This window comes from Microbispora sp. H10830 (genome assembly GCF_014161375.1).
Classification (GTDB): Bacteria; Actinomycetota; Actinomycetes; order Streptosporangiales; family Streptosporangiaceae; genus Microbispora; species Microbispora catharanthi.
In genome coordinates this window covers 42,333-64,022 of the sequence record NZ_JABBWX010000029.1, presented here as the reverse complement: position 1 = coordinate 64,022, position 21,690 = coordinate 42,333, and the positions used below count along the sequence as shown (strand labels likewise).

Annotated in this window: 18 protein-coding genes; 9 read left to right on the top strand and 9 right to left on the bottom strand. The window is 71.1% G+C overall.

Annotated features, from left to right (window positions below):
• The first annotated feature begins 8 nt into the window (after positions 1-8).
• Both HHX35_RS40730 and mgtA read left to right on the top strand, forming a co-directional pair.
• On the top strand, positions 9-2,486 hold the full coding sequence (locus HHX35_RS40730) for a cation-transporting P-type ATPase (protein ID WP_310739647.1): 2,478 nt from the start codon (positions 9-11) through the stop codon (positions 2,484-2,486).
• Entirely contained in the window at positions 2,483-5,026 is a 2,544-nt protein-coding gene (mgtA, locus tag HHX35_RS40725; RefSeq protein ID WP_310739646.1) for a magnesium-translocating P-type ATPase, read from the top strand. Before HHX35_RS40730 ends, mgtA begins: the two co-directional genes overlap by 4 nt.
• Before the next feature lie 18 nt (positions 5,027-5,044).
• Here the strand turns inward: mgtA and HHX35_RS40720 are convergent, their stop codons facing one another.
• Complete coding sequence (locus HHX35_RS40720) at positions 5,045-7,510, bottom strand: GNAT family N-acetyltransferase (RefSeq protein WP_182903937.1); 2,466 nt, start codon at positions 7,508-7,510, stop codon at positions 5,045-5,047.
• A 428-nt stretch (positions 7,511-7,938) separates the two neighbouring features.
• Between HHX35_RS40720 and HHX35_RS40715 the strand changes: the two genes are divergently transcribed.
• The 5 genes from HHX35_RS40715 (at position 7,939) to HHX35_RS40695 (ending at position 12,850) form a co-directional block, all read left to right on the top strand.
• Positions 7,939-10,650 (top strand): cation-transporting P-type ATPase, encoded by a 2,712-nt coding sequence (locus HHX35_RS40715; RefSeq protein ID WP_182903936.1) that lies wholly within the window; start codon positions 7,939-7,941, stop codon positions 10,648-10,650.
• Positions 10,651-10,843: 193 nt separating this feature from the next.
• Positions 10,844-11,053, top strand: a complete 210-nt coding sequence (locus HHX35_RS40710; RefSeq protein WP_139580254.1) for a DUF1918 domain-containing protein — start codon at positions 10,844-10,846, stop codon at positions 11,051-11,053.
• Between the two features lie 170 nt (positions 11,054-11,223).
• A complete protein-coding gene (locus HHX35_RS40705; protein ID WP_182903935.1) occupies positions 11,224-11,517 on the top strand; it encodes a DUF1876 domain-containing protein in 294 nt (97 codons plus the stop codon).
• A gap of 50 nt (positions 11,518-11,567) precedes the next feature.
• The gene (locus tag HHX35_RS40700) at positions 11,568-12,443 is read left to right on the top strand and encodes a universal stress protein (protein ID WP_182903934.1); all 876 of its coding nucleotides are present in this window, start codon (positions 11,568-11,570) and stop codon (positions 12,441-12,443) included.
• 275 nt (positions 12,444-12,718) lie between these two features.
• Positions 12,719-12,850: a universal stress protein gene (locus HHX35_RS40695; protein WP_310739645.1), complete on the top strand. Its 132-nt coding sequence runs from the start codon at positions 12,719-12,721 to the stop codon at positions 12,848-12,850.
• A gap of 34 nt (positions 12,851-12,884) precedes the next feature.
• Here HHX35_RS40695 and HHX35_RS40690 read toward each other — a convergent pair whose 3' ends face one another.
• Positions 12,885-14,378: an AAA family ATPase gene (locus HHX35_RS40690; protein WP_182903933.1), complete on the bottom strand. Its 1,494-nt coding sequence runs from the start codon at positions 14,376-14,378 to the stop codon at positions 12,885-12,887.
• 245 nt (positions 14,379-14,623) lie between these two features.
• On the opposite strand from HHX35_RS40690, the gene HHX35_RS40685 reads away from it, so the two are divergent.
• Positions 14,624-15,274, top strand: coding sequence for a pyridoxamine 5'-phosphate oxidase family protein (locus HHX35_RS40685; protein WP_182903932.1), 651 nt, complete (start codon positions 14,624-14,626; stop codon positions 15,272-15,274).
• Here HHX35_RS40685 and HHX35_RS40680 read toward each other — a convergent pair.
• From HHX35_RS40680 to HHX35_RS40650, 7 genes are all read right to left on the bottom strand, one after another.
• On the bottom strand, positions 15,246-16,604 hold the full coding sequence (locus HHX35_RS40680) for a nicotinate phosphoribosyltransferase (protein ID WP_182903931.1): 1,359 nt from the start codon (positions 16,602-16,604) through the stop codon (positions 15,246-15,248). The two genes, HHX35_RS40685 and HHX35_RS40680, sit on opposite strands and share 29 nt — an antisense overlap.
• 60 nt (positions 16,605-16,664) lie before the next feature.
• On the bottom strand, positions 16,665-17,525 hold the full coding sequence (locus HHX35_RS40675; RefSeq protein ID WP_182903930.1) for a universal stress protein: 861 nt from the start codon (positions 17,523-17,525) through the stop codon (positions 16,665-16,667).
• 155 nt (positions 17,526-17,680) lie between these two features.
• Entirely contained in the window at positions 17,681-18,373 is a 693-nt protein-coding gene (locus tag HHX35_RS40670) for a rhodanese-like domain-containing protein (protein ID WP_182903929.1), read from the bottom strand.
• Between the two features lie 109 nt (positions 18,374-18,482).
• The gene (locus HHX35_RS40665; protein WP_220506468.1) at positions 18,483-18,929 is read right to left on the bottom strand and encodes an archease; all 447 of its coding nucleotides are present in this window, start codon (positions 18,927-18,929) and stop codon (positions 18,483-18,485) included.
• Between the two features lie 4 nt (positions 18,930-18,933).
• Complete coding sequence (locus tag HHX35_RS40660) at positions 18,934-20,331, bottom strand: RtcB family protein (RefSeq protein WP_182903928.1); 1,398 nt, start codon at positions 20,329-20,331, stop codon at positions 18,934-18,936.
• 104 nt (positions 20,332-20,435) lie between these two features.
• On the bottom strand, positions 20,436-20,702 hold the full coding sequence (locus HHX35_RS40655; RefSeq protein ID WP_182903927.1) for a DUF1876 domain-containing protein: 267 nt from the start codon (positions 20,700-20,702) through the stop codon (positions 20,436-20,438).
• A 1-nt stretch (position 20,703) separates the two neighbouring features.
• Entirely contained in the window at positions 20,704-20,931 is a 228-nt protein-coding gene (locus HHX35_RS40650; protein WP_182903926.1) for a hypothetical protein, read from the bottom strand.
• A 289-nt stretch (positions 20,932-21,220) separates the two neighbouring features.
• Between HHX35_RS40650 and HHX35_RS40645 the strand changes: the two genes are divergently transcribed.
• The gene (locus HHX35_RS40645) at positions 21,221-21,640 is read left to right on the top strand and encodes a CBS domain-containing protein (protein ID WP_182903925.1); all 420 of its coding nucleotides are present in this window, start codon (positions 21,221-21,223) and stop codon (positions 21,638-21,640) included.
• Positions 21,641-21,690: the final 50 nt, after the last annotated feature.

Genomic DNA, 21,690 nt, shown 5'->3' with positions numbered 1-21,690 from the left:
AGATCAGCGTGCGAGAGCCGGCCGGACTGAGCGCGGCGGCGGCATCGGAGCGGCTGGCCGAATACGGGCCGAACGAGTTCCCGCAGCCGAGGCCGCCACGCCTGCCCGTCCGGGCTGCCCGCCAGCTCGCCGACCCGATGTCGATCCTGCTGCTGATCGCCGGACTGGTCACCCTGCTCGTCCTCGGCGAGGTTCCCGAGGGAGCGGCGATCTTGACCATTCTCCTGGTCAACGTGGTCATCGGGGTGAGCCAGGAGACGAAGGCCGACCAGGCCGTACGAGCGTTGCGCACCCTCACCGCGCCCATGGCCAAGGTCGTCCGCGACGGCGTCGTACGGAGGATTCCCGCCGCCGAGGTCGTACCGGGCGATGTCGTGCAGGTCGCGGCCGGAGACCGCGTCCCCGCGGACGCGCGGCTGTCGCAGGCGAACGCCCTTGGGGTGGACGAGTCCATGCTCACCGGGGAGTCGCTGTCGTCCGACAAACGGGCCGCGCGAGCGGACGGACCCGGCGGCACGCTCGCCGATCGCCGTGACGAGTTGTTCGCAGGGACGCTCGTCGTCCGGGGTTCGGGAGTGGCCGAAGTGACCCGCACCGGTGCCCGCACCGAGATGGGGCGCATCGCCTCCGCGCTGGGCGGCGGCGTCAAGGGCCCGCTGGCGGTGGAACTCGCACAGGTGTCGCGGCGGATCGGCCTGGTCGCCGTCATGGCGGGCGCCGTGATGATCCTCATCGGACTCACCCGGGTCGAGCGGGGCGAGGCCACGCTCCTCGACATCATCCTGGCCGGGGTGGCGCTGGCCATCGCCGCCGTGCCGGAAAGCCTGGCCGCCGCCGTGACCACGGCACTGGCGCTCGGCTCACAGCGCATGGCGGCGCTCGGCGTGATCGTCCGGCGGCTGCCGGCCATCGAGGCGCTCGGCGCGACCACCGTCATCGCCACGGACAAAACGGGCACGCTGACCACCGGGCACCTGACCGTGACGGACCAGGTGGCGGTGTCCGAAAGCGACCTGTGGCGTGCCGCGCTGCGCTGCAACGACGCCCGCGACGGGCTGGGGGACGCGGTCGACGTCGCCCTCGCCGTGGCCGCCGAGCGGCACGGGATGAGGCCGCCGCCCGACGAGGAACGCCTGGCCGCCCGGCCGTTCGACGCCGAGACGAGGTCGATGGCCGTGATCACCACAACGGCCGGGGGCGGGCCTCTGCTGACGGTCAAGGGTGCCCCGGAGGCGGTGCTCGCCCGGTGCGTTCCCGGCCCGGAGACCGAACTGCTGGTGCGAGCGGTGTCCGGTCTGGCGGACCGGGGCCTGCGGGTGCTCACGCTCGCCGACAGGCACACCGACGACCTGGACGCCGCAGGGCTGCGTCCACTGGGCCTCGTCGCGCTCAGTGACGAGATCCGCCCCTCGGCGGCGCGGGCGGTGGCGGACTGCCGCGCCGCCGGCATCCGCGTGGTGATGGTGACCGGCGACCACGCCGACACCGCCCGCGCCATCGCCGGGGAGGTGGGCATCGACACCGACCCCGTCGTGACCGGCGCCGCGCTCCAGACCCTCGGAGGTGCGGCCGGCGATCGTTCGAAGCGGTTCGCCCGGCTGCGCGAGGCGGCCGTGCTGGCCCGCGTCGACCCCGGCACCAAGCTCGACCTGGTACGCGCCCTGCGCGAGGACGGCCAGGTCGTGGCGATGACCGGCGACGGCGTGAACGACGCCCCGGCGCTGCGCAACGCCGACGTGGGGGTGGCCATGGCCGGAGAGGAGGGAACGGACGTGGCTCGGGAGGCGGCCTCCGTCGTCGTCACCAACGGCGACCTCGGCACCATCGTCGCAGGGGTACGCGAAGGACGCCGCCTGCGCCACAACGTGGCCTCGATGGTCGGATACCTGCTCATCGGCAACCTCGCGGAGATCCTGATCGTCCTCACCGGCCTGATCGCCTGGCCGGATCTGGTCGTGCCGCTGCTTCCCGTGCAGCTGCTGTGGATCAACCTGGTGCTGGACGGCATCCCCGCCATCGCGCTCGGCGTCGACCGGCCCGCCGGCGACCCGCTGGCACTGCGCCCCACCGGCGGCCTGCTCTCCTGGCCGGTCCTGACCCGGATCGCGCTGCGCGCGGTGGCCGTCGGCGCGCTCGTCTTCGCGGCCGTCGAGGTCGCCCGCCGCCTCGGCTGGAGCCAGGAACAGGTCCGCAGCCAGGCCGTACTCGCACTGGTCTTCGCCCGTCTGACCCTCGCCTACGTCGTCCGGGCCCGCCGCCGGACCTTCGAGCGCGGCTGGTGGCGGAGCCGTTCGGTACTCGTCGCGGTGACCGCCACCGCGGCGCTGCAGATCTCCGTGACGGTGATTCCGGCGCTGGGCGCGCCGCTCGCGCTGGTGCCTCTGCCACCCGCGGGCTGGGCGATGGCACTGGGCGCCGCCGCGCTTTCGGTGCCGGCCTGCGACCTGGTGCGTTCCGGCCGGCGAATGAGGAAGGACCAACTGTGACAGAACCGGCCGTGACAGGGCTTACCGACGAGCAAGCCGCGGCCATCCGGTCACGGGTCGGCTTCAACGCGGTGCGCAGCCACCGGGCGCGCCCGTTCGCGGTGCTGGCCCGGCAGCTCCGCAGCCCGCTGCTGATACTGCTGCTGGCCGCCGCCACCGTGTCGTTCTTCGTCGGGGAGCGGACCGACGCGGTGGTGATCGGTGTGATCGTCGCCTTGAGCGTCGGGCTGGGCTTCGCCAACGAATACCGCGCCGAGCGTGCGGTGGAAGCGCTGCACGAGCACATGCGCAGCCGGGCGCGCGTGCTGCGCGGCGGCGCGCTGGTCGAGCGCGACGTGACCGACCTGGTTCCCGGCGACGTGGTCCAGCTGAAGCTCGGCACCGTGGTCCCCGCCGACATCGAGCTGACCGAGGCCCGGGACATCGAGTGCGACGAGTCTGTGCTCACCGGGGAGTCGTTGCCGGTCCGCAGGAAGGCAGGCGACACGGCGCTGATGGGCACGGTCGTCACCGCGGGAACCGCCACCGGGACCGTGTCCCGAACCGGCGCCCGTACGGCCTTCGGCGCGATCGCCGCGGGCCTGGGTGAACGGCATGCGGAGACGGCCTTCCAGATCGGGCTGCGCAGGTTCTCCGGGCTGCTGGTGTGGGTCGCCGCGGCGCTGACGGCCGGGGTGTTCGTCACGAACCTGGTCTTGGGCCGCCCACTGCTCGACGCCATGCTGTTCTCACTCGCCATCGCGGTCGGCGTCACTCCGCAGCTGCTGCCCGCGGTCGTCACCACCGGCCTCGCCACCGGGTCCCGCCGGCTCACCAGGCTGAAAGTGCTCGTGAAACGCCTGGTCGCCATCGAGGACCTCGGCGACGTCGAGGTGCTGTTCACCGACAAGACCGGGACGCTGACCCAAGCCAAGATCGCCCTGCGCCAGGCTCTGCGTCCCGACGGGACTCCCGACCGCGGCGATACCGCCGGCCCGTTCCGTCTCGGGGTGCTGTGCGCGGACCCGCCCGGCTCCGGGCCGCTCGACGACGCCCTCCACGAAGCCCTCCACGACGCCCTCCACGGCACCGATGTCGTCGCGGGGGAGTGGACGCCGGAGGGCTACCGGCAGCTCGACGCCAAACCCTTCGACCACGAGCGGCGCATGGCATCCGTACTGGTCGAGGACCCCGCCGGCGACACGCTGACCATCGTCAAGGGAGCCCCGGAAGCGGTGCTGGCCCGGTGCCGGACCGTGCCGGAGGAGTCCCGCGCGCTCGCCGAGCGGCTGTTCGCCGAGGGCGCCCGCCTGGTCGCTGTCGCGGTACGTCCGGGAGCCCGCGAACTGGTGGAGTCCGACCTGGACCTGGCCGGGTTCCTGGTGTTCAGCGACCCGCCCAAACCCGGTGTGGAGCAGGCGCTCCAACGCCTGGCCGCGCTCGGAGTCACCGTGAAGATCCTCACCGGTGACCACCCCGCCGTCGCCACCGGCTTGTGCGAGAAGATCGGCCTGCCCGTCTCCGGAGTGCTGACCGGTGAGGAGATCGAGCGTCTCGACGACGCCGCTCTGACCGATGCCCTGCCGGCGACCACGGTGTTCGCGCGGGTGAGCCCCGAACAGAAGGCCAGGATCGTGAGCATCCAGCGAAGCGGCGGCCTGGACGTCGCCTACCTCGGCGACGGCGTCAACGACGCGCTCGCCCTGCACCGCGCGGACGTCGGCATCTCCGTCGACACCGGGGCCGACGTCGCCAGGGACGCGGCCGACGTCGTGCTGCTGGAGAAGGACCTGGGCGTGCTCGCCGACGGTATCGTCGAAGGCCGGCGCATCTTCGCCAACACCATCAAGTACCTCCTGATGGGGACGGCCAGCAACGTCGGCAACATGTTCTCCGCCGCGGCCGCCTCGGCGGTGCTTCCGTTTCTGCCGATGCTGCCGAGCCAGGTGCTGCTCAACAACCTGCTGTACGACGCCAGCCAGCTCGCCATCCCGGCCGACGCCGTCGACCGCGAGCAACTCGCCCGGCCCGCGCGCTTCGACCTCGGGCTGATCCGCCGGTTCATGCTGGTCTTCGGACCGCTCAGCTCGGTGTTCGACCTCGCCATGTTCGCGCTGCTGCTGCGGGTGTTCCACACCGAGGCGCCGCTGTTTCGCGCGTCCTGGTTCGTGGAGTCCCTCGCCACCCAGACCTTGGTGATCTTCATTGTCAGGACCCGCCGTACGCCGTTCTGGCGGAGCCGACCCGCCGCGGCCCTCGCGATCGCCGTGGGGTCCGTGGTGGCGGCCGGACTCGCCCTGCCGTATGCGCCCTTCGCACCCGACCTGGGGCTGGCACCCATCCCACCGGCGATTCTCGGCACCATCGCCGTCGTGCTGATCGTCTATCTGGCTCTCGTGGAGGCCGTCAAACGGCGCTTCCGCGCCGTGCCTGCCCCACGCGAGCGACACCTGCCGCCCCACCGCCGGGTGCATCGCCGGTCCACGCCGTTCAGCCGCCGGCTGCGGCCGGCCCGGAAAAATCAAGCCCCGGCACGGTCAGTCGGGTCCGCTTCGGCCTGACGGGTCGGCTCTCCACGCCTAGCGGAGGCGACGCCGGAAGGGTGAGGGGAGCGGCGGCGCCGGCGCGAGCCGTACGCGAGCCTCCACGGCCACTGCTCCGTCCGCCGTCACGATGACAGGGTTGAGATCAAGCTCAGCGATCTCGGGAAGATCGTCCATGAGACGGCCGACGCGGACGATCTGGTCCTCCAGCGCCGCGACATCGGTCTCAGGCCGTCCGCGGTAGCCGTGCAGGAGCGGTGCGCTACGCAGCTCCGCGATCATGCGGGCGGCCTCGGCCCTGTCGATCGGCGGCACCCGGAAGGCGCGGTCGGCGAGCAGCTCGGTCGCGACACCGCCGAGCCCTACCATGATCAGTGGCCCGAACGCCTCATGCGCGACGCCTCCAAGGATCATCTCGACCCCCTCGCCCGCCATGGCGGGACCGAGGCGGGCGGTGACGGATCGCGCCGCGCGGATGGCGTACGCCGACAGCAGGCGGGCCGTCGTGTCTTCGTCCAGCCATCGTCCCTGGGGATGAGCGGCGAGGTCGGCGGCGACGATCCGCCGGGCGGCGGCGAGGTCGATTCCCGGAACGTCCTCGGCAGGGGCCGCCAGCCGGGCGCGCCAGGCGGCATGGCCGGCCGCCCGGGCGAGGGCGTGCACGGCCTGCTCCGGGAAGGCGTATGCGGGGACCCTGCCGTCGATGAGCTCGTCATGCCCGGCCAGGCACGCGAGCACGGGTTTCACCGCGCTCCTGGTGGCGGTCGCGATCGCCTCCCGGGTCGCGTCGAGACCCGCGCCGAACGGCGGTGTGTAGACAGTCAGCACGGCGTCGACGCCCGGATCGGCCAGGGCGGTCGCGATCGCGAAGGCGAAGTCGGCGGCGCCGGCCTCGGCGGTGAGGTCGACGGGGTTGCCGACGGCGGCGGCCGGGTGGAGCCGGGAGCGAAGCGCCTCCACGGTGGCGGGGGACAGGTCCGGCACGACCAGGCCGAGCCGCTCACAGGCGTCCGCGGTCATCGCCTGCGGACCTCCGGAGTTGCCCACGATCGCCACCCGAGGGCCGTCCGGCAGCGGTTGGAAGGCCAGCAGCCGGGCGGTGTCGAGCAGGTCCTGGACGCTGTCCTCCCTGATCACGCCGCACGCGCGTAACAGGGCGTCGACGGCGACATCGGGGGTCGCCGCGGCGGCGGTGCGCGAGCGGACGGCCCGGCTGCCCGAGGCGCTGCGTCCGCTCTTCACCACGATGATCGGTTTACGGGTGCTGATCCTGCGGGCTATCCGGGCGAATCTGCGCGGATTGCCGAACGATTCGAGATACAGGGCGATGACGCCGGTGGCGGGATCGTCTTCCCAGTATTCGAGCAGGTCGTTGCCGCTGACATCCGCCTTGTTCCCGACGGAGGCGAAGGAGGAGACGCCGAGGCCCAGTTGCCCGGTCCGCTCGATGACGGCAGCGGCCACCGCGTCCGACTGCGACATCAGCCCCAGTGGTCCTGCGGGTGGACGTCCGGGCAGGAAGGCGGCGTGCAGGCGGGCCGCGGTGTTCACGACGCCGAGGCAGTCAGGTCCGATCAACCGCATGCCCGCCTCACGGCAGACGCGCAGCAGTTCCCATTCCGCCTCGCGGCCCCCGGCTTCGGCGAAGCCGCCGGTCAGGACGACCAGGGCGCGCACCTGGTGACGGGCACACTCGCGAGCGACGCCGAGCACGGCGGAGGCCGGGACGGCGATCACGGCCAGCTCAGCCTGCCCGGGCAGGGAGGCGAGGTCGGGATGGGCGGCCAGGCCGCACACCTCGGCGGCTCGGGGATTGACGGGGTAGACCGGCCCGGGGAAGCCTCCGTCGACCAGGTTGCGCAGCACTCGATGCCCCACGCGGGCCGGATCACGGCTGGCCCCGATCACGGCCACCGAGCGTGGGGTGAACACGTGTGCGAGGGAGCTGCGCTCCGCTTCGTGCGCCCGGGCCTCGATCTCGGCCACCAGGCTCTCGGTGGGGCGCGTGGCGATGCGGACCTCGACCTGCCCCTGCTCGTACCGCTTGTCCACGGGTAGGCCGAGATCATTCAGGACGCGCAGCATCGCCCGGTTCTCGGGCAGGACGGTGGCGACCAGGTGCTCGATACCCGCGTCCGCCGCGTCCAGTGCGATGTGCTCGAGCAGGAGCGTGCCGAGCCCGTGGCCGTGCACCACGTCATCCAGCAGGATCCCCACCTCGGCCGCCGGCCCGTCGGGGATGTATTCCGCCACCCCGACCATGAGGCCGCCGACCAGAGCGACCAGGGCGTGCCCGCCGTAGCCGGGGCCGGTGATCCGGTCCATGTACGCGTGGGCCGAGGCGGTGCCGCCGGTGAAGAACCGCAGGTACGCCGAGTGCGGGGAGGATCTGGTGATCAGCGCGTGCAGGGCTTCCCGGTCGGCTGACCGCAACAGGCGGATGTGCGCCACCCCGCCGTCACGCAGGAGGACGTCACATGCCTCGGTGACGGTTCGAACCATGCTCCCAGCGTCGGCCGGCACCGGACACATTCCCAGAGGCATCCTCCCCTCTCGGCAGGGACCCTGGTCCCGAGGTTCTCGGACGGGGTCCACTCCCGGCGGCCGGCCGTGAGGCGGACAGCCAGGGTGACGGCGCGGATCCGCGCTGCGAGTCGCGCGTACGGGCCGGAGGCGTGATTTCGACGGTCTTCTCGCCACGCCTCTCCGCCGGGGCCGAAGGTCCCCTGGGCCGGTGGCTTTCGTCCGGAGCCGCCTGCGAGGTCCGGGTGATCTGCTGAGGGCATGGAACCCGCTGTGCGCACTCCGACCGGGCCGCCCGAGGAGGAGGCCGCATGGTCTTCGCCCGCCTGACCCTCGCGTGCGTGGTCACGGCGGGCCGCTGGACGTTCGAGCAGCGCGGTCCAGGTCGATTCTGAGGGTGGTCGCCGATGACGGAAACCGAAGGCCGGCCGTCGGATCCGCGGGAACCCATCGTCCGGCTGTTCCGCGATCTGCGTACGCGCCCTACTGGGCTGTCCTCCAGGGAGGCTGCACGCCGCCTTGTCGTGTACGGGCCGAACCAGTTGGTCAGGAAGGCCCGGGGGAACTGGGCGAAAGAGCTCGGCCGTCAGTTCACCCATCCGCTGGCGTTGCTGTTGTGGGCGGCGGCAGGTCTGGCGGCGGTGGCGCACACGGCTCCGCTCGCCGTCGCGATCGTCGGTGTGATCGTCCTGAACGCGCTCCTGGCCTTCGCGCAGGAACAACAGGCCGAGCACGCGGTCGAGACGCTGGCCCGCTACCTGCCGGCCAAGGCCAAGGTCGTCAGGGACGGCAGGCTCCAGGTCATCGATGCCGGCGGGCTCGTGCCGGGCGACGTGCTGGTCGTCGAGGAGGGCGACCGGGTGTCGGCCGACGCACGGATGCTCGACGGCTCGGCGGAGATCGACCTGTCGACGTTGACAGGCGAGTCGTTGACCGCGTACCGATCCGCCGCCTTCGACGACCGCGCAGGTCCGCTGCTCCAGGCGCGAGACCTGCTGTTCAGCGGCACGACCTGTACGGGTGGGCAGGCCCGGGCGCTGGTGTTCGCCACCGGGATGCACACGGAGCTGGGCAGGATAGCCGCGCTTTCCCAGCGCGTCGGCAGAGACGAGTCGCCGCTGGAACTGCAGGTCAAACGGGTGGCCTGGTTGATCGCGATCGTCGCGGTCGCGGCGGGCGCCGCCGTCCTGCCCGTCGCCGCCCTGGTGGCGCGTCTCCCGCTGGCCGACGCGTTCAAATTCGCCGTCGGCCTGCTGGTCGCGAACGTCCCCGAAGGACTGCTGCCCACCATCACCCTCGCGCTGGCCGTCGGGGTCCGGGCACTGGCCCGAGGCGGCGCGGTCGTCAAGCGGCTGAGCGCCGTGGAGACTCTCGGCTCCACCACCGTGATCTGTACGGACAAGACCGGCACCCTCACGCTCAACCGGATGCGCGTGACCGACATCTGGACCAGCGCCGGCCCGATCCAGAACGCCGGCGGAAAGTGGGCCGGCCTTTCTTCGTCACCGCCGCTGAAGGCGGTGGCAGGGGCGGCTGCCCGTTGCAACAACGCCGCTCTCGGACCCGCCGAGACGGGGGACCCGACCGAGATCGCCCTGCTCCGGATGAGCGTCTCACTCGGGGAGAGCGGCCACAACGGCGAGCGGCGGCGGCAGTTCCACTTCGATCCCTCTCTGCGGATGATGTCCACGGTCGACGCCGTCGACGGAACGCTGTGGGTGCATGCGAAGGGAGCTCCTGAGGAGGTCCTCAGGCGCACCACGATGATGATGACCGCCGACGGCGCCTCGCGACCGCTCGGGGAGCGGGACCGCGCGGAGATCGCCAAGGTGGTCGACGGCTACGCGTCCCAAGGGTTGCGCCTGCTCGCGGTGGCCCGGCGCCCTCTCGGCGCGGAGGTGCCGTTGCCCGCCCGGCGTGAGCATGCCGAGGCCGAGCTGACCTTCCTCGGCGTCGTCGCCATGCTCGACCCGCCCCGCCCCGAGGTGCCCGGCGCCGTCGCTCGCTGCCATACGGCGGGAATCCGGCTCATCGTGGTCACGGGCGACCATGGGCTCACGGCGGCGATGATCGCCAAGCGGGTCGGCATCGCCCGCGACCGTACGCAGGTGGTGACGGGGTCCGAGCTGGACGCGATGACCGACGACGAACTGGACGCTCTGCTCCGCAAGGGCAACGAACTGATCTTCTCGCGCACTTCGCCTGAGGCCAAGCTGCGCATCGCCGACGCGCTGCGGGCCGAGGGCCATGTGGTGGCGATGACGGGTGACGGGGTCAACGACGCCCCCGCCTTACGAAGCGCCGACATCGGCGTCGCGATGGGGGTCTCGGGGACCGACGTCGCCCGCGAAGCGGCCACCATGGTGCTGACCGACGACAACTTCGCCACGATCGTCGACGCCGTGCAGGCGGGCCGGCGCGTCTACGACAACGTACGCAAGTTCATCTGCTACATCTTCGCCCACGCCACACCCGAGGTGCTCCCGTTCCTCGTGTTCGCATTGTCCGGGGGCAGGGTCCCGCTCCCGCTCACGGTGCTCCAGCTCCTCGCGATCGATCTGGGCACCGAAACGCTGCCCGCGCTCGCTCTGGGCCGCGAGCCCGCGGAACCCGGCCTGATGAACCGCCCACCCCGTCGCCGATCGGAGGGGGTGATCCAGGGCGCCATGCTGGCCCGTGCCTGGGGGCTGCTCGGCGGAGTGTCGGCGGTTCTGGTGCTGGGAGCCTTCTTCGGCACGCTTCTGCTGGGAGGCTGGCATCCGGGCGCGGCCACGGGACCCGGCTCGGCGCTGCACCACACCTGGCAGCAGGCCACCACCATGACCTTCCTGGGCATCGTGGTCTGCCAGATCGGCACCGCCTTCGCCGCACGCACCCAGGCGGCGTCCCTGCGGGCCATCGGCGTGACCAGCAACCGGCTGCTGCTGTGGGGGATCGCGTTCGAGATCGCCTTCGCCGCCGTGGTCGTCCTCGTGCCGCCGTTCCGCGCGGTTTTCGGCACGGCGCCGCCCGAGCCGGCTCAGTTCGTGCTCCTCCTTCCCTTCCCGTTTGTGGTGTGGGGCGCCGACGAGGTGTGGCGATGGACACGCCGCCGCTCAAGCACGCGGTCCTGCGGCTGAGACACCGTCGGTGGCCCTCGGTACGGAGGTCCCTCGGTTACGGGACCTCCTGCCCTAAGCAGCAGGAGCGACCCCAACCAGGCTGAATAGCGACAATGGGCCTGGCACACCGCTGGGCGCCGATCACGACCGAGGTCGCGACCCCGGTCGGCAGCGGGACCGAATAAGCCGATCAGGGAGAGATGGGGCAGCCATGAAAGCGGCAGTCGGCGACCGATTGATCATCGAGAGCCGCCACCTCGACGGGCCTCGCCGCACCGGCATCATCACGGGCCTTCATCACAGCGACGGGTCCCCGCCGTATGTGGTGAGGTGGTTGGACGAGAAGCATGAGACTCTCATTTTCCCGGGGCCGGGCGCCCACGTGGTGCACGGTCGCGAATACGGAGAGCGCGGTAGGTGACAACACGCCTCCAGGTGTTTCACCCGTAGAAACGCCGGACGCAGGGGCCTGCCGCCCCCGCTGTGTGAGTGCCAGGGGAGAGGCGTGCCGACGCCGCACCCGCGCAGCCTCTGTGGCCGGTGAGATGCGGCAGATCCGACTTTCCCGGGTTCGCGTCACGGGGAGGAAGGATGACGACCAAGCGCTGGAACATCGGCATCGACATCACCGAGCAGGACGATGAGACCTACGCCTGCGCCAGGCTGACCACGGCCGACGGAGTCGACGTCACGGGCGCCGGTCACGCTCACCGCAGCCCGGACGACCGGTCGATCCCCGAGATAGGCGACGAAATCGCCACAGCCAGAGCCCTGGCCAGGCTCAGCCACTGTCTCAGCCAGATCGCGGTCAGGAAGATAGCCCCCCAGCAGCACGCGCTCCAGGAAGTGGTCGAACCGAACCTGCCGTGGGAGCCGCCTGAATGAGACCTCTCGATCAGGATCGACCACCAACGCTCGCGACGGGAGAACACGCCATGGGCAAACTCATCGTGGTCGGCGTGGACGGATCAGCGCAGGCCCTGTGCGCTGTGGACTGGGCCGCCGCCGAAGCCGGGAGCAGGCGTCTGCCGTTGCGCATCGTGCACATCGCGGTCCGCTGGGAGTACAACGTCGCGATCCGCGAACCCGGCCTGGAGGCGCCACGGCCGGAGGCCGCAGGACTGGAGGTCCTCAGGATCGCCGAGGACCGCGCCCGCACCTTCGCATCCGTCGACGTCGGCTGCAGGCTCGGGATCGGCCCCATCTCCGCCACGCTACTTCAGGAGGCGGCCGACGCCGCCCTGCTGGTGCTGGGCTCGCACGGCACCGGGGGTTTCACGCGGTTGCTGCTCGGCTCGGTGAGCCGCCAGATCGCGGAACACGCCGCGTGCCCTGTCGTCGTCGTGCCCGAGAAGCCGGACATCGGGCCCGGCCGATCCGGGATCGTCGTCGGTGTCGACGGCTCGGAAGCCTCCGTAGACGCCGTGGGATTCGCGTTCGAGGAGGCGTCTCTGCGCTCGGTCGGCCTGCGTGCCGTGCACGCCTGGGCCCACCCCGCATACCCGAGGGAGGTGCGCCCGGTCCGCTACGACATGACGGCGGTCGAACGAGAGGGCGCCAGGCTCCTGTCGGAGTCGCTGGCGGGTTGGAAGGCCAAGTATCCGGACGTCCCAGTGGCCGAAGAGGTGATCGAAGGCGTCCCCGCGTCGGTTCTGGTCGAGGCGTCGAGCGCCGCGGAGCTTCTCGTCGTCGGAGCCAGAGGACGCGGCGGCTTTGCCAAGCTCCGCCTCGGCTCGGTCAGCCACGCCGTCCTTCACCACGCGGAAGGACCTGTGGCCGTCGTACGCAGCCTTCATCCCGAACGGCGGTAGGCGGCGCTGTCCCGCTGGCGCGAGCGCCACGCGCCGCTGCGAGGCGTTGTTCGGCCAGCCCGTGACGGTGCGTCCTGGACGCCACGAGCTGACGGGTGGCCGGGGCGCGGACCAAGACAAGGGTCGGTGGGCGCGACACGCAGGCACGTGAGGCGCACGACCCTTGCCACGCCCCTTCCCACCCGCTGAACCGGACTTGACTGCGAGGAGGCGGAGATGAGCGGACACGAGGAGACGCGCTCCGTGCTGGTCGGATATGACGGATCACCGGCCGCGTGGTCGGCAACCGTGGAATCGGCTCCGCCCCCAAGATGCTCCTTGGACCCGTGACCCAGGCCGCGCTGCACGAGGCGCCCTGCCCTGTGGCGGTGGTGCCGGGACCACAGGGTGGTTCTCCGGACACCTGACCGGGACTGTCGCCGTGGGTGCCGCGGTCGTGGTTCAGCCCGGTTCCATCCGGGGACGCCGAAACCGCCGTGGCACGCCGGCCCAGCGGGCTCGGATCGCCGTCATCGCCCGCTCCAGTGTCTGTTCAGGGGGCGTATCGGTGTCGATCTCGGTCGCGTCCGGCCAGGGCGCCATCGTCGCCGTCATCGCCGCGGCAATCGCCTGGTCCGCGTCCGATATCCCGCCGGTGCGGCGCGCGAGGCGTTCGGCGGTCACCCGCGGAGGGGCGGTGCAGCACAGCGCCAGGAGATCGGCGGAGGCACGCCGGGCCAGGTCCGCCGCGGCGGTGCGAAGCGCGGCGTCCGTCCAGGAGGCGTCGACGACGACCGGCTCGCCGAGGCCGAGTAGCCTCTCGGCCCTGGACAACAGCTCGGTATAGGTCCGTCGGGTGGACTCCGCGCAGTAGATGCCCTCGCCGAAGGGGGCGGCCGCGGGCTGGTGTGGCGATATGCCGGCGAGTTCCTTACGAAGGCGGTCGCTGGTCAGCAGCGTGCAGCCGAGCCGGTCGGCGAGGGCGGCGGCCAGAGTCGATTTGCCGGTTCCCGGGAGCCCGCCGACGAGGACCAGGGTGACCGCGCCCGCCTGGAGATGGCCCAGCGTGAGCTCGGCCAGGCGCCGGGCCTCCCACGCCGCTGTGGAGTCTCCCTGGCCATGGCGCAGGCAGGCGACCTTGGCGCGGACGAAGGCCCGGTAGGCGACGTAGTGATGCCACAGCGAGGGCGGCGAGGGGTCTCCGGAGAACTCGGCGTACCAGCGCAGGAACAGCTCTGCCAGGCGAGGCGCGCCGAGCCGCTCCAGATCCATGGCCAGGAAGGCGGCGTCGTCCAGCCCGTCGACGAAGCGGAGCCGGTCGTCGAATTCCAGGCAGTCGAGGATCCGAGGCCCGTCGTCCAGGCAGAAGATGTCGTCGGCGAGCAGATCGCCGTGGCCGTCCACGATCCGGCCTTCCGCGACCCGGGCGGCGAAGAGCGGTTCCCGGCCGTCGACGAAGCGCAGCGTGAGCCGTTCGATCTCGTCGAGGACCTCGGCGTCCAGGACCGCCTCGGGCAGCGCCCGCACCTCACGGAAGCTCGCGGTCCAGCGGAGTCGCAGCGCCTGCCCGCTCCCTTGCTCGTCGATGCGGGGACTGCGCGGGGACCGGGCGTGCATGCCCGCGATCATTCGCGCGACCTGGCACACGGCGTCCTCCACCGGTTCTCCCGCGCGGACGAGCGCCGACAGGCGGCGTTCGTCCGGCATACGCCGCATCACCACGAGGTGCTCCCAGACCCGTCCGTCCGGGCCGGCCACGTCGGCCACTCCTTCGTAGACGTCCGGCGCGAGCCGGCGGTTGAGCTCGACCTCCTTGCGGCACATCGCCCGCCGGGCCTCCAGCGTGGTGAAGTCCAGGAAGCCCAGATTCACCGGTTTCTTCAGCTTGAAAGCGTGATCTCCGAGGAGGATCACCACCCCGGCGTGCGTCTCCTTGACCTGCGCCCATGGCCTCATCGAGGTGCCCCCGTCCCCGGTCGTTGCCAGGCGGCGACCAGGAGCCGCCAGACAGCGTCCCCACATCCGCTTCCTGGAGACATTCCCGACGGGAGGTGAAGCACAGCGTGGAATAGATGGGCGACTCGTGGCGACCGGTACATGACGTCGCATGCGACGGGCATGCCCGAGGACAGGACCGCGGATCAGCGCGATCACGTACGCGATGCGATCCGCGTTCCGCCGGTAGATAGGGAGGGAAGGTCATGCCGCGTCGAACCGTCATGCCCGGTGACCTCAGTCGTCGCATCACGTACCACCGTGAGAAGCTGGGCCTGACTCGCGAGCAGGTCGCGGAGCGTGCGGGGATGGCCCCCGGATTCCTCGAATACCTGGAGCAGAGACCGTCGTCGCTCACACAGGGGGTGCTGCTCCGGCTCGCCGCGTCCTTGGAGACGACGGCGGACGAGCTGCTGGGCGGCACCACCGATCGGCCGCCCGGCGGCGGCACGGCGGCGGCCCATCCCGTGTTGCGCGCACTCGAACCGCGCGAATGCCTGCGTCTGATCGCCCCGGGCGGTGTCGGCAGGGTGGCTTTCACCGGGCCTACCGGCCCTGTCGTCCTCCCTGTCAACTACACGATCCACCGTGACGCCGTCGTCTTCCGTACGCGCCTGGGGGGTTCCATCGGCGAAGGCGTATCGGAAAGCGTCACTACCATGATCGGTTTCGAGGTGGATCACATTGACGAGGCCAGGCGAGAGGGCTGGAGCGTGCTGATCCACGGGCCGGCCGGCCCCGTCGCCCCGGACGAACTGCCCATACCCGGCCTCGAACCATGGCCCGGAGGCGACCGCGGGCTTTACATCCGTATCGTGCCGTGCCACATCACCGGTCGCCGCATCCACGGCTTCTGAACTCGTCCGCCGCCGTTCTCGCGTGTATCTCGTGGCGGACGCGCTGGGAGAGCAGAGTTAGGCGTTCGCTGTGGCGGACCTGGGGCGCCCGCGGGTCGCGCAACGCCCGCGCGGGCGCCGGAAGGCGCGCGAGTTCCGCGGCGCAGCGGTCGCGCGACGTCGCGATCGCCTCGCTCGGGGCGAGCCGCCGCCCCGCCTCCATCACGGGGGCGAGCAGGGGGCGGTGGCCGGGCGGTGCGGGCTCGTCGCGCAGGCCGACGATGTCGCCGCTCTCCCCGCGGAAGACCTGCTTGGCGCCGGGGAGGGTGACCTTCCCCGCGGAGAGCTTCATCACCGGACGCCCGCCGTAGTCGACCAGCTTGTACGCGCTGTTCAGCGAGGGCGCGTCGGCCGAGACGCCCATCTTCGTGCCGACCGCGTAGATGTCGATCGGCGCGCCCTGCCGCACCAGGTCGTCGATGGCGTACTCGTCCAGCCCGCCGCTGGCGAGGATCTCCGCGTCGGGCAGCCCCGCTTCGTCGAGCATGCGGCGGGCCTGCCGCGACAGGTCCGCCAGGTCTCCGGAGTCGAGCCGTACGACCAGAGGCCCGGGCAGTCGCATCCGCCGGGACACGGCGATGGCCGCCCGGACGCCGGTCAGGGTGTCGTAGGTGTCGACGAGGAAGGTGTTCGCACCGGGCAGATCGGCGGCGAACGCCGCGAATGCGGCTTCGTCGTCGCCGAATGCCTGGATGTACGAGTGCGCCATCGTGCCGGCGGCGCGCAGGCCGTATCGCCGGGCCGCCTCGACGTTGCTGGTGGCGGAGAATCCGGCGATCGCGGAGGCCCGTGCCACCGACATGGCGGCGCCGATTCCCTGGGTGCGCCGGAAGGCGAAGTCGATCAGCCGTGCCCGGCCGGCGGCGAGCACGCATCTGGCGGCCTTGGTCGCCGCGGTCGTCTGGAAGGTGATGTGGTTGAGCAGCACGGTCTCGGCCAGTTGGGCCTCGGCGATCGGACCGCTCACCTCGATGATCGGCTCGTCGGCGAACAGCGTGGATCCCTCCGGTGCGGCCCAGACGTCCCCGGTGAAGCGCATGCGTTCCAGGCCTCGCAGTACGTCGTGGCCGTACTGTCCGGTGCGTTCGAGGTAGTCGAGTTCGGCGGCGGTGAAGTGGAAGCCTTCGAGGAATTCCAGGCAGTCGTCCAGCCCGGCGGTGACGAGGAAGCCGCGGTTCGCGGGCAGCCTGCGGACGAACAGGCTGAAGGTGGCCCTGCCGGTCATGCCACGGCGAAGGTAGCTCGCCGCCATGTTGATCTCGTACAGATCGGTGAGCAGTCCGCTGGCCATGGCCTCCTCCTCGATCTCCCTGTGCGTGACCCCCTCGGCCGTGGCCTCGGCTGCAAGCGGTCAGTGGCGGACCACGATCACGGGCGCGCGAGCGTGATGAAGCACGGCGTGAGCAGTGGCGCCCAGGCCCAGCCAGGCGGCCATTCCCGTATGGGCCCCGATGACGACCAGGTCCGTCTCCGCGGAGGCCTCGATCAAGGCTTTGGCCGGATGCTCCTGCACGACGCGCTCGGTGAGCGTCACGTCGGGGAAGTTCTCCCGCCGGCCGGCGATACTCTCCGCGAGCAGGCGCGCCTCCTCCGCCCCGACGCTGTCCACGTCGTAGACGAGCGGCTGAAGGTAGCCCAGTTCCGCCGCGGCCGGATGCGTCCACGCGTGCACGGCACGCAGGCCGGCATGCCGCAGCGCGGCTTCGCGGAACGCGAACTCCAGGACGGGTTCCTGATCGGGGTGCCCCGTGACGCCGACGGTGATCTCACCGCGGCCGCCTTCTTTCGTCTGCCGGACGACGGCGACGGGGCAGGGAGCCCTGGCCGTGACGTAGCGGCTCACCGACCCCAGCAGCAGCTCGGCGAACCCGCCACGGCCGCGGTTTCCCACGACGATGAGCTGAGCGCCCTCCGCGGCTGCGACGAGCGCCTCCGGCGCTGCGCCGTCGACGATCTCCGCCGACACCGGCAGATGCGGCCTGCCCGCTCTGGCGTGGACCGTCGCCTCATCGAGCACGGCCCGCGCAGCCGCCTCGGCATCGGCTCCCCAGCTCGCCGGCTGCGGGACGAGCGGCACGTAGTACGGCCAGCGCAGCGTCACGTACACGATCCGCAGCGGCGCACCGCGGAGCTCGGCTTCCCGACCGGCCCAGCCGGCGGCCTGAAGCGAGGGCGTCGATCCGTCGACGCCGACGACGATCGGTTCTGCCATGGCGCCACCCCTCACACGTCGCCGACCGACGATCGGCAGGTAAGGCTCTTACAGCAGTTGTGCCCGCATCCGTGCCGTTCGTGCGGATACGCCACATGTGTGCTCTGTCCGGCGAAGAGGCGGACCACAGGCCCTGTGCCGGCCGGAGTTTCCCGCTACCCGAGATCGGGCTCCGTTTCCGGCGCCCGGAGGTCGCCGATTCCGAACAGACCCACGAGCGTGCCGTCCGCCCGGGTCACGACGACATGCCGGACGTCGGCGCGATCCATACGCTCGGTCAGCCTCGCGACCTCCGCGCTCGGACGGGTGGTCGTGGCGCCGACGCACATGACACGCTCGGCCGTGGCCGTGGGATCCGCGCCGATCAGCTCACGCGCACCGATCACCCCGTGAACGACGCCATCCCTGTCGATCACCACAGCCAGCCCTGCCGGATCGGCGATGATTCTGTCCGCTACCTCCGCAAGCGGATCCTCCAGAAAAGCGATCACCGGGTCACGACGCACCTGTTCTCTCACCAGGGCGGCGTTCCCTTCATAGGGAAGATCGGCGGAGATCCAGTCCATCTTGCCCGGCGAGTAGTCGTGGACGGTGTCAAAACCCAGCCTCTCCAGGCGGCGGGCCGCTCGGGGACTCAGATCGCAGAGCCAGTCGTGGCAGTAGACGATGATCGGTCGAGACCTGTCCAGCGTAGCGGCGGACAGATCGTCGAGATCCCGCAGCGGGTGGTTCACGGCGGACGGGAGGTGCGCCCAGTCATACTGCTCCCTGGGGAGCACTTCGACCAGCTGAGCCCGCCCGGCTGAGAGAAGATCCTGCACGGCTTCTCGAGTGACGACCTGCACCATGTTGTGGGGCCGTACCCCGCGGACGGAGAGTATGCCGCGCCCGCCGGCCCGACATTCACTGTTCCCCTGCCGAACCGCTCCGTGCCGGACGACGGCGAGTGCCGGTCGTCTACACGTCCAAGGTCACGGCGCAGACCCATCCGTGTGGTCCGTGATCGAATCGCAGGCCGTGGAGTGCGACGGCCTTGGGCACCGCGCCGATCTGGGGGACGGCCGCCACGTCGGTCATGCCCAGCGTCAGCCACAGTCCTGCCTCGTCCTCGTGCGCATCGATCTCGCAGGGGACGCGGGCCGCCGTGTCCATGAGGTAGATCACCTCGTCGAGCACCGTCAAGAGTTGCTCGTCGGGCGGGGCCGGGTCGACGTGGAGCGTACGTGTGCCGTGGTGCTCGGCTCGGCTGAGGTCGGCGAAGCCGTCGATCATGGCGCGGACGGCCTCGGCGATGCATTCGGCGGCGGTGGGGGCCCATGCCTCCAGGCGGACGTCGGCGGTGTGGGGGAGCGAGCGGTGGCCGCGCCCGCCGATCGGGTTTCTACAGCCGTGGGACCGGGCCACCGGGTCAGCCCTTCACCACGCCGAGCGGGACGAGCCGGGCGACCATGCGGCAGAGCCCGGCTCCGACACTCGCCGCGACCACGGCGTCCACGTCCTTGTAGGCGTCCGGCTTCTCTTCGGCGAGGCCACGCCAGGAGGATCCGCGTACGGCGATGCCCCGGCCCTCCAACCGCGCGCGCAGCTCCCGTCCACTGGTGGAGCGCGCGGCCTGATGGCGGCTCTGGACGCGACCGGCGCCGTGGCAGGTGGAGTGGAAGGCGTGCCCGCCGGGCACGCCGGTGAGCACGTACGAGGCGGTGCCCATGGTGCCGGGGATGAAGACGGGCTGACCGAACGGCGCCAGATCCGCCGGCAGATCGGGATGGTGGGGCGGGAGCGCGCGGGTCGCGCCCTTGCGGTGCACGCACAGCCGCCTCCCGTCGTGCTCTTCCACCTTGGCCAGGTTGTGCGACACGTCGTAGACCAGGGCCAGAGCGGCGCCGGCGACCTGACGGAACGCCCGCCGGGCCGCCTCGGCAAGCAACTGCCGGTTGGCCCGGCCGTAGTTGGCCGCCGCGGCCATCGCGCCCAGGTAGCCGCGGCCTTCCGGCGAGTCCACCGGGACGCAGGCCAGCTGCCGGTCCGGCACACCGATGCCGTAGTCGATCATGGCTTTGTCCATCGCGCGGACGTGATCGGTGCAGATCTGATGTCCCAGGCCGCGCGATCCGCAGTGGATCATCACGCACACCTGGCCGAGCCGCAGACCGAACGCGGCCGCCACCGCCTCGTCGTAGATCTCCTCGACCGCCTGGACCTCCAGGAAGTGGTTGCCGGAGCCGAGACTGCCGACCTGGACCAGGCCTCGTTCCACCGCCCGGGTGCCGACCTGGCCGGGGTCGGCGCCGGCCACGGCTCCCTGATCCTCACAGCGGTCCAGATCGCGAGCCTCGCCGTGCCCCGCCCGTACGGCGAAGCGCGCTCCTTCGCGCAGCACCCGGTCGAGCTGGGCGCGGCCCGGCAGACGCCACACTCCGCCTCCGCCGAGCCCGCGGGGTGTGGCCGCGTCCAGGTCGTCCATCAGCCGGTCCATTACGGGCACGAGTCCTTCGCGGTGCAGGTCGGCGGCCAGCAGGCGCACCCCGCAGGAGATGTCGAATCCCACACCCCCGGGGGAGACCACGCCGCCCGCCGACACGTCCGTGGCCGCCACGCCCCCGATCGGAAAGCCGTACCCCCAGTGCAGGTCGGGCATCCCGTAGGAGGCGCCGACGATGCCGGGCAGGGTGGCCACGTTGACGATCTGCTGAAGGGCCTGCTCCTCGGGCATCAGGTCCCGGGAGACGAACACGACTCCCGGCACCCGCATCGGCGCCTGCCGCTCGATCCGGAACCGAAAGGGTGTCTCCTGTACAAGCTTCATGACCTATCTCACCCGATTGCGACGTCCTGCGGTCTGCGAACGAATCCGGCCGGGATTCGGGCTGGTGCGGACATGCACACCCGCACAATGGCGCGGCTACCCGGCTACCACAGACTGTTCCGCTCAGCGGGCGGGGCGACCTGGGCGATGTCCCTGGACGTGATGACCAGGAGCTTGTCCGCCAGGTCGGCAAGCGCGCGGGCCGTGGCGAGCTCGTCGCCGATTTCGGGGACCGAGGGGTCGACGGGGTTGCGGCGTGCGTGTCCCGCACCGGCCAGATGGCCGTCCCTGGTGGTCAGCACCGCCTTGGCGAAGGTGTCGTCGCCGTGCTCTGAGAGGTAGATCTGCACGGTCCACCGCTTAGTCTCCATGTCAGAAAACCTCCACTCCCCCTGGATCGATGCGGACGGTTGATCTCGTGGCGGGTTCGACCTTGGCGCCCTCCGCGCCCTCGAACTGCGACAACGCGCGCACCGCGCGCTCCACCAGAAGGACGTGGACGCCCCACTGCTGCGTGATGCGATCGAGGATCTGTTCGATCGACTCGTCGAGCGTCTCGGTGTCGGTGAGCACCTGGTCGAGCAGGGAGCGCCCGACCACGTCGCGGACGGTTGTCTGTCGCGGGTGGTGATCGCAGTCGCCGTCGGCGGAGCCTTCCACTCGTGAGCCTCGCTTCGCGCAGTGCGGGGAGGTAGAGAATTTCGTCCGCTCACCTGTGGACGAACGTCCTGGCCGAAGCCGGTCTCCTACCGCGCGAGATCGGAGGCGTCGCGGGTATCGCCGGCCGGTACAACCATGGCGTCGGCTACTGCTCATGGCCAGGGTGGGTATAAGGGCCGGGACGCGAGTCATTGACTGTGTCTCGGGGGCACCGATGAGCGTAACGGATATGGGCAAGAAGGCGCGGGACGTGATGCACGAAGGCGTTCAGTGCATCGGTGAACACGAAACGCTGCGCACCGCCACGCAGATCATGGCCGACCTGGGAGTCGGCGCACTGCCCATCTGCGGGGACGACGACCGGCTCAAGGGGATCATCACCGACCGCGACATCGTGGTCATGTGCTGCGCGCACGGCATGGACATCGACCGGACCACCGCCGGGGAACTGGCCCGTGGCCTGGTGTGGGTCGATGCCGACGCCAGCGTGGAGGAGGCGCTGTTCGCGATGGAGGAGCACCACATCAAGCGCCTGCCAGTGATCGCACATCATCGTCTGGTCGGCATCATCAGCGAGGCGGATCTGGCCAAGGAGTTGCCGGACAGCAAGCTCGCGGAGTTCGTCCACCGCGTCTACGCGCTCGACTGACCGTCGGCGGTCGCACCTCCGCTGACCGGAGATGACGCAGTGCGGGACGG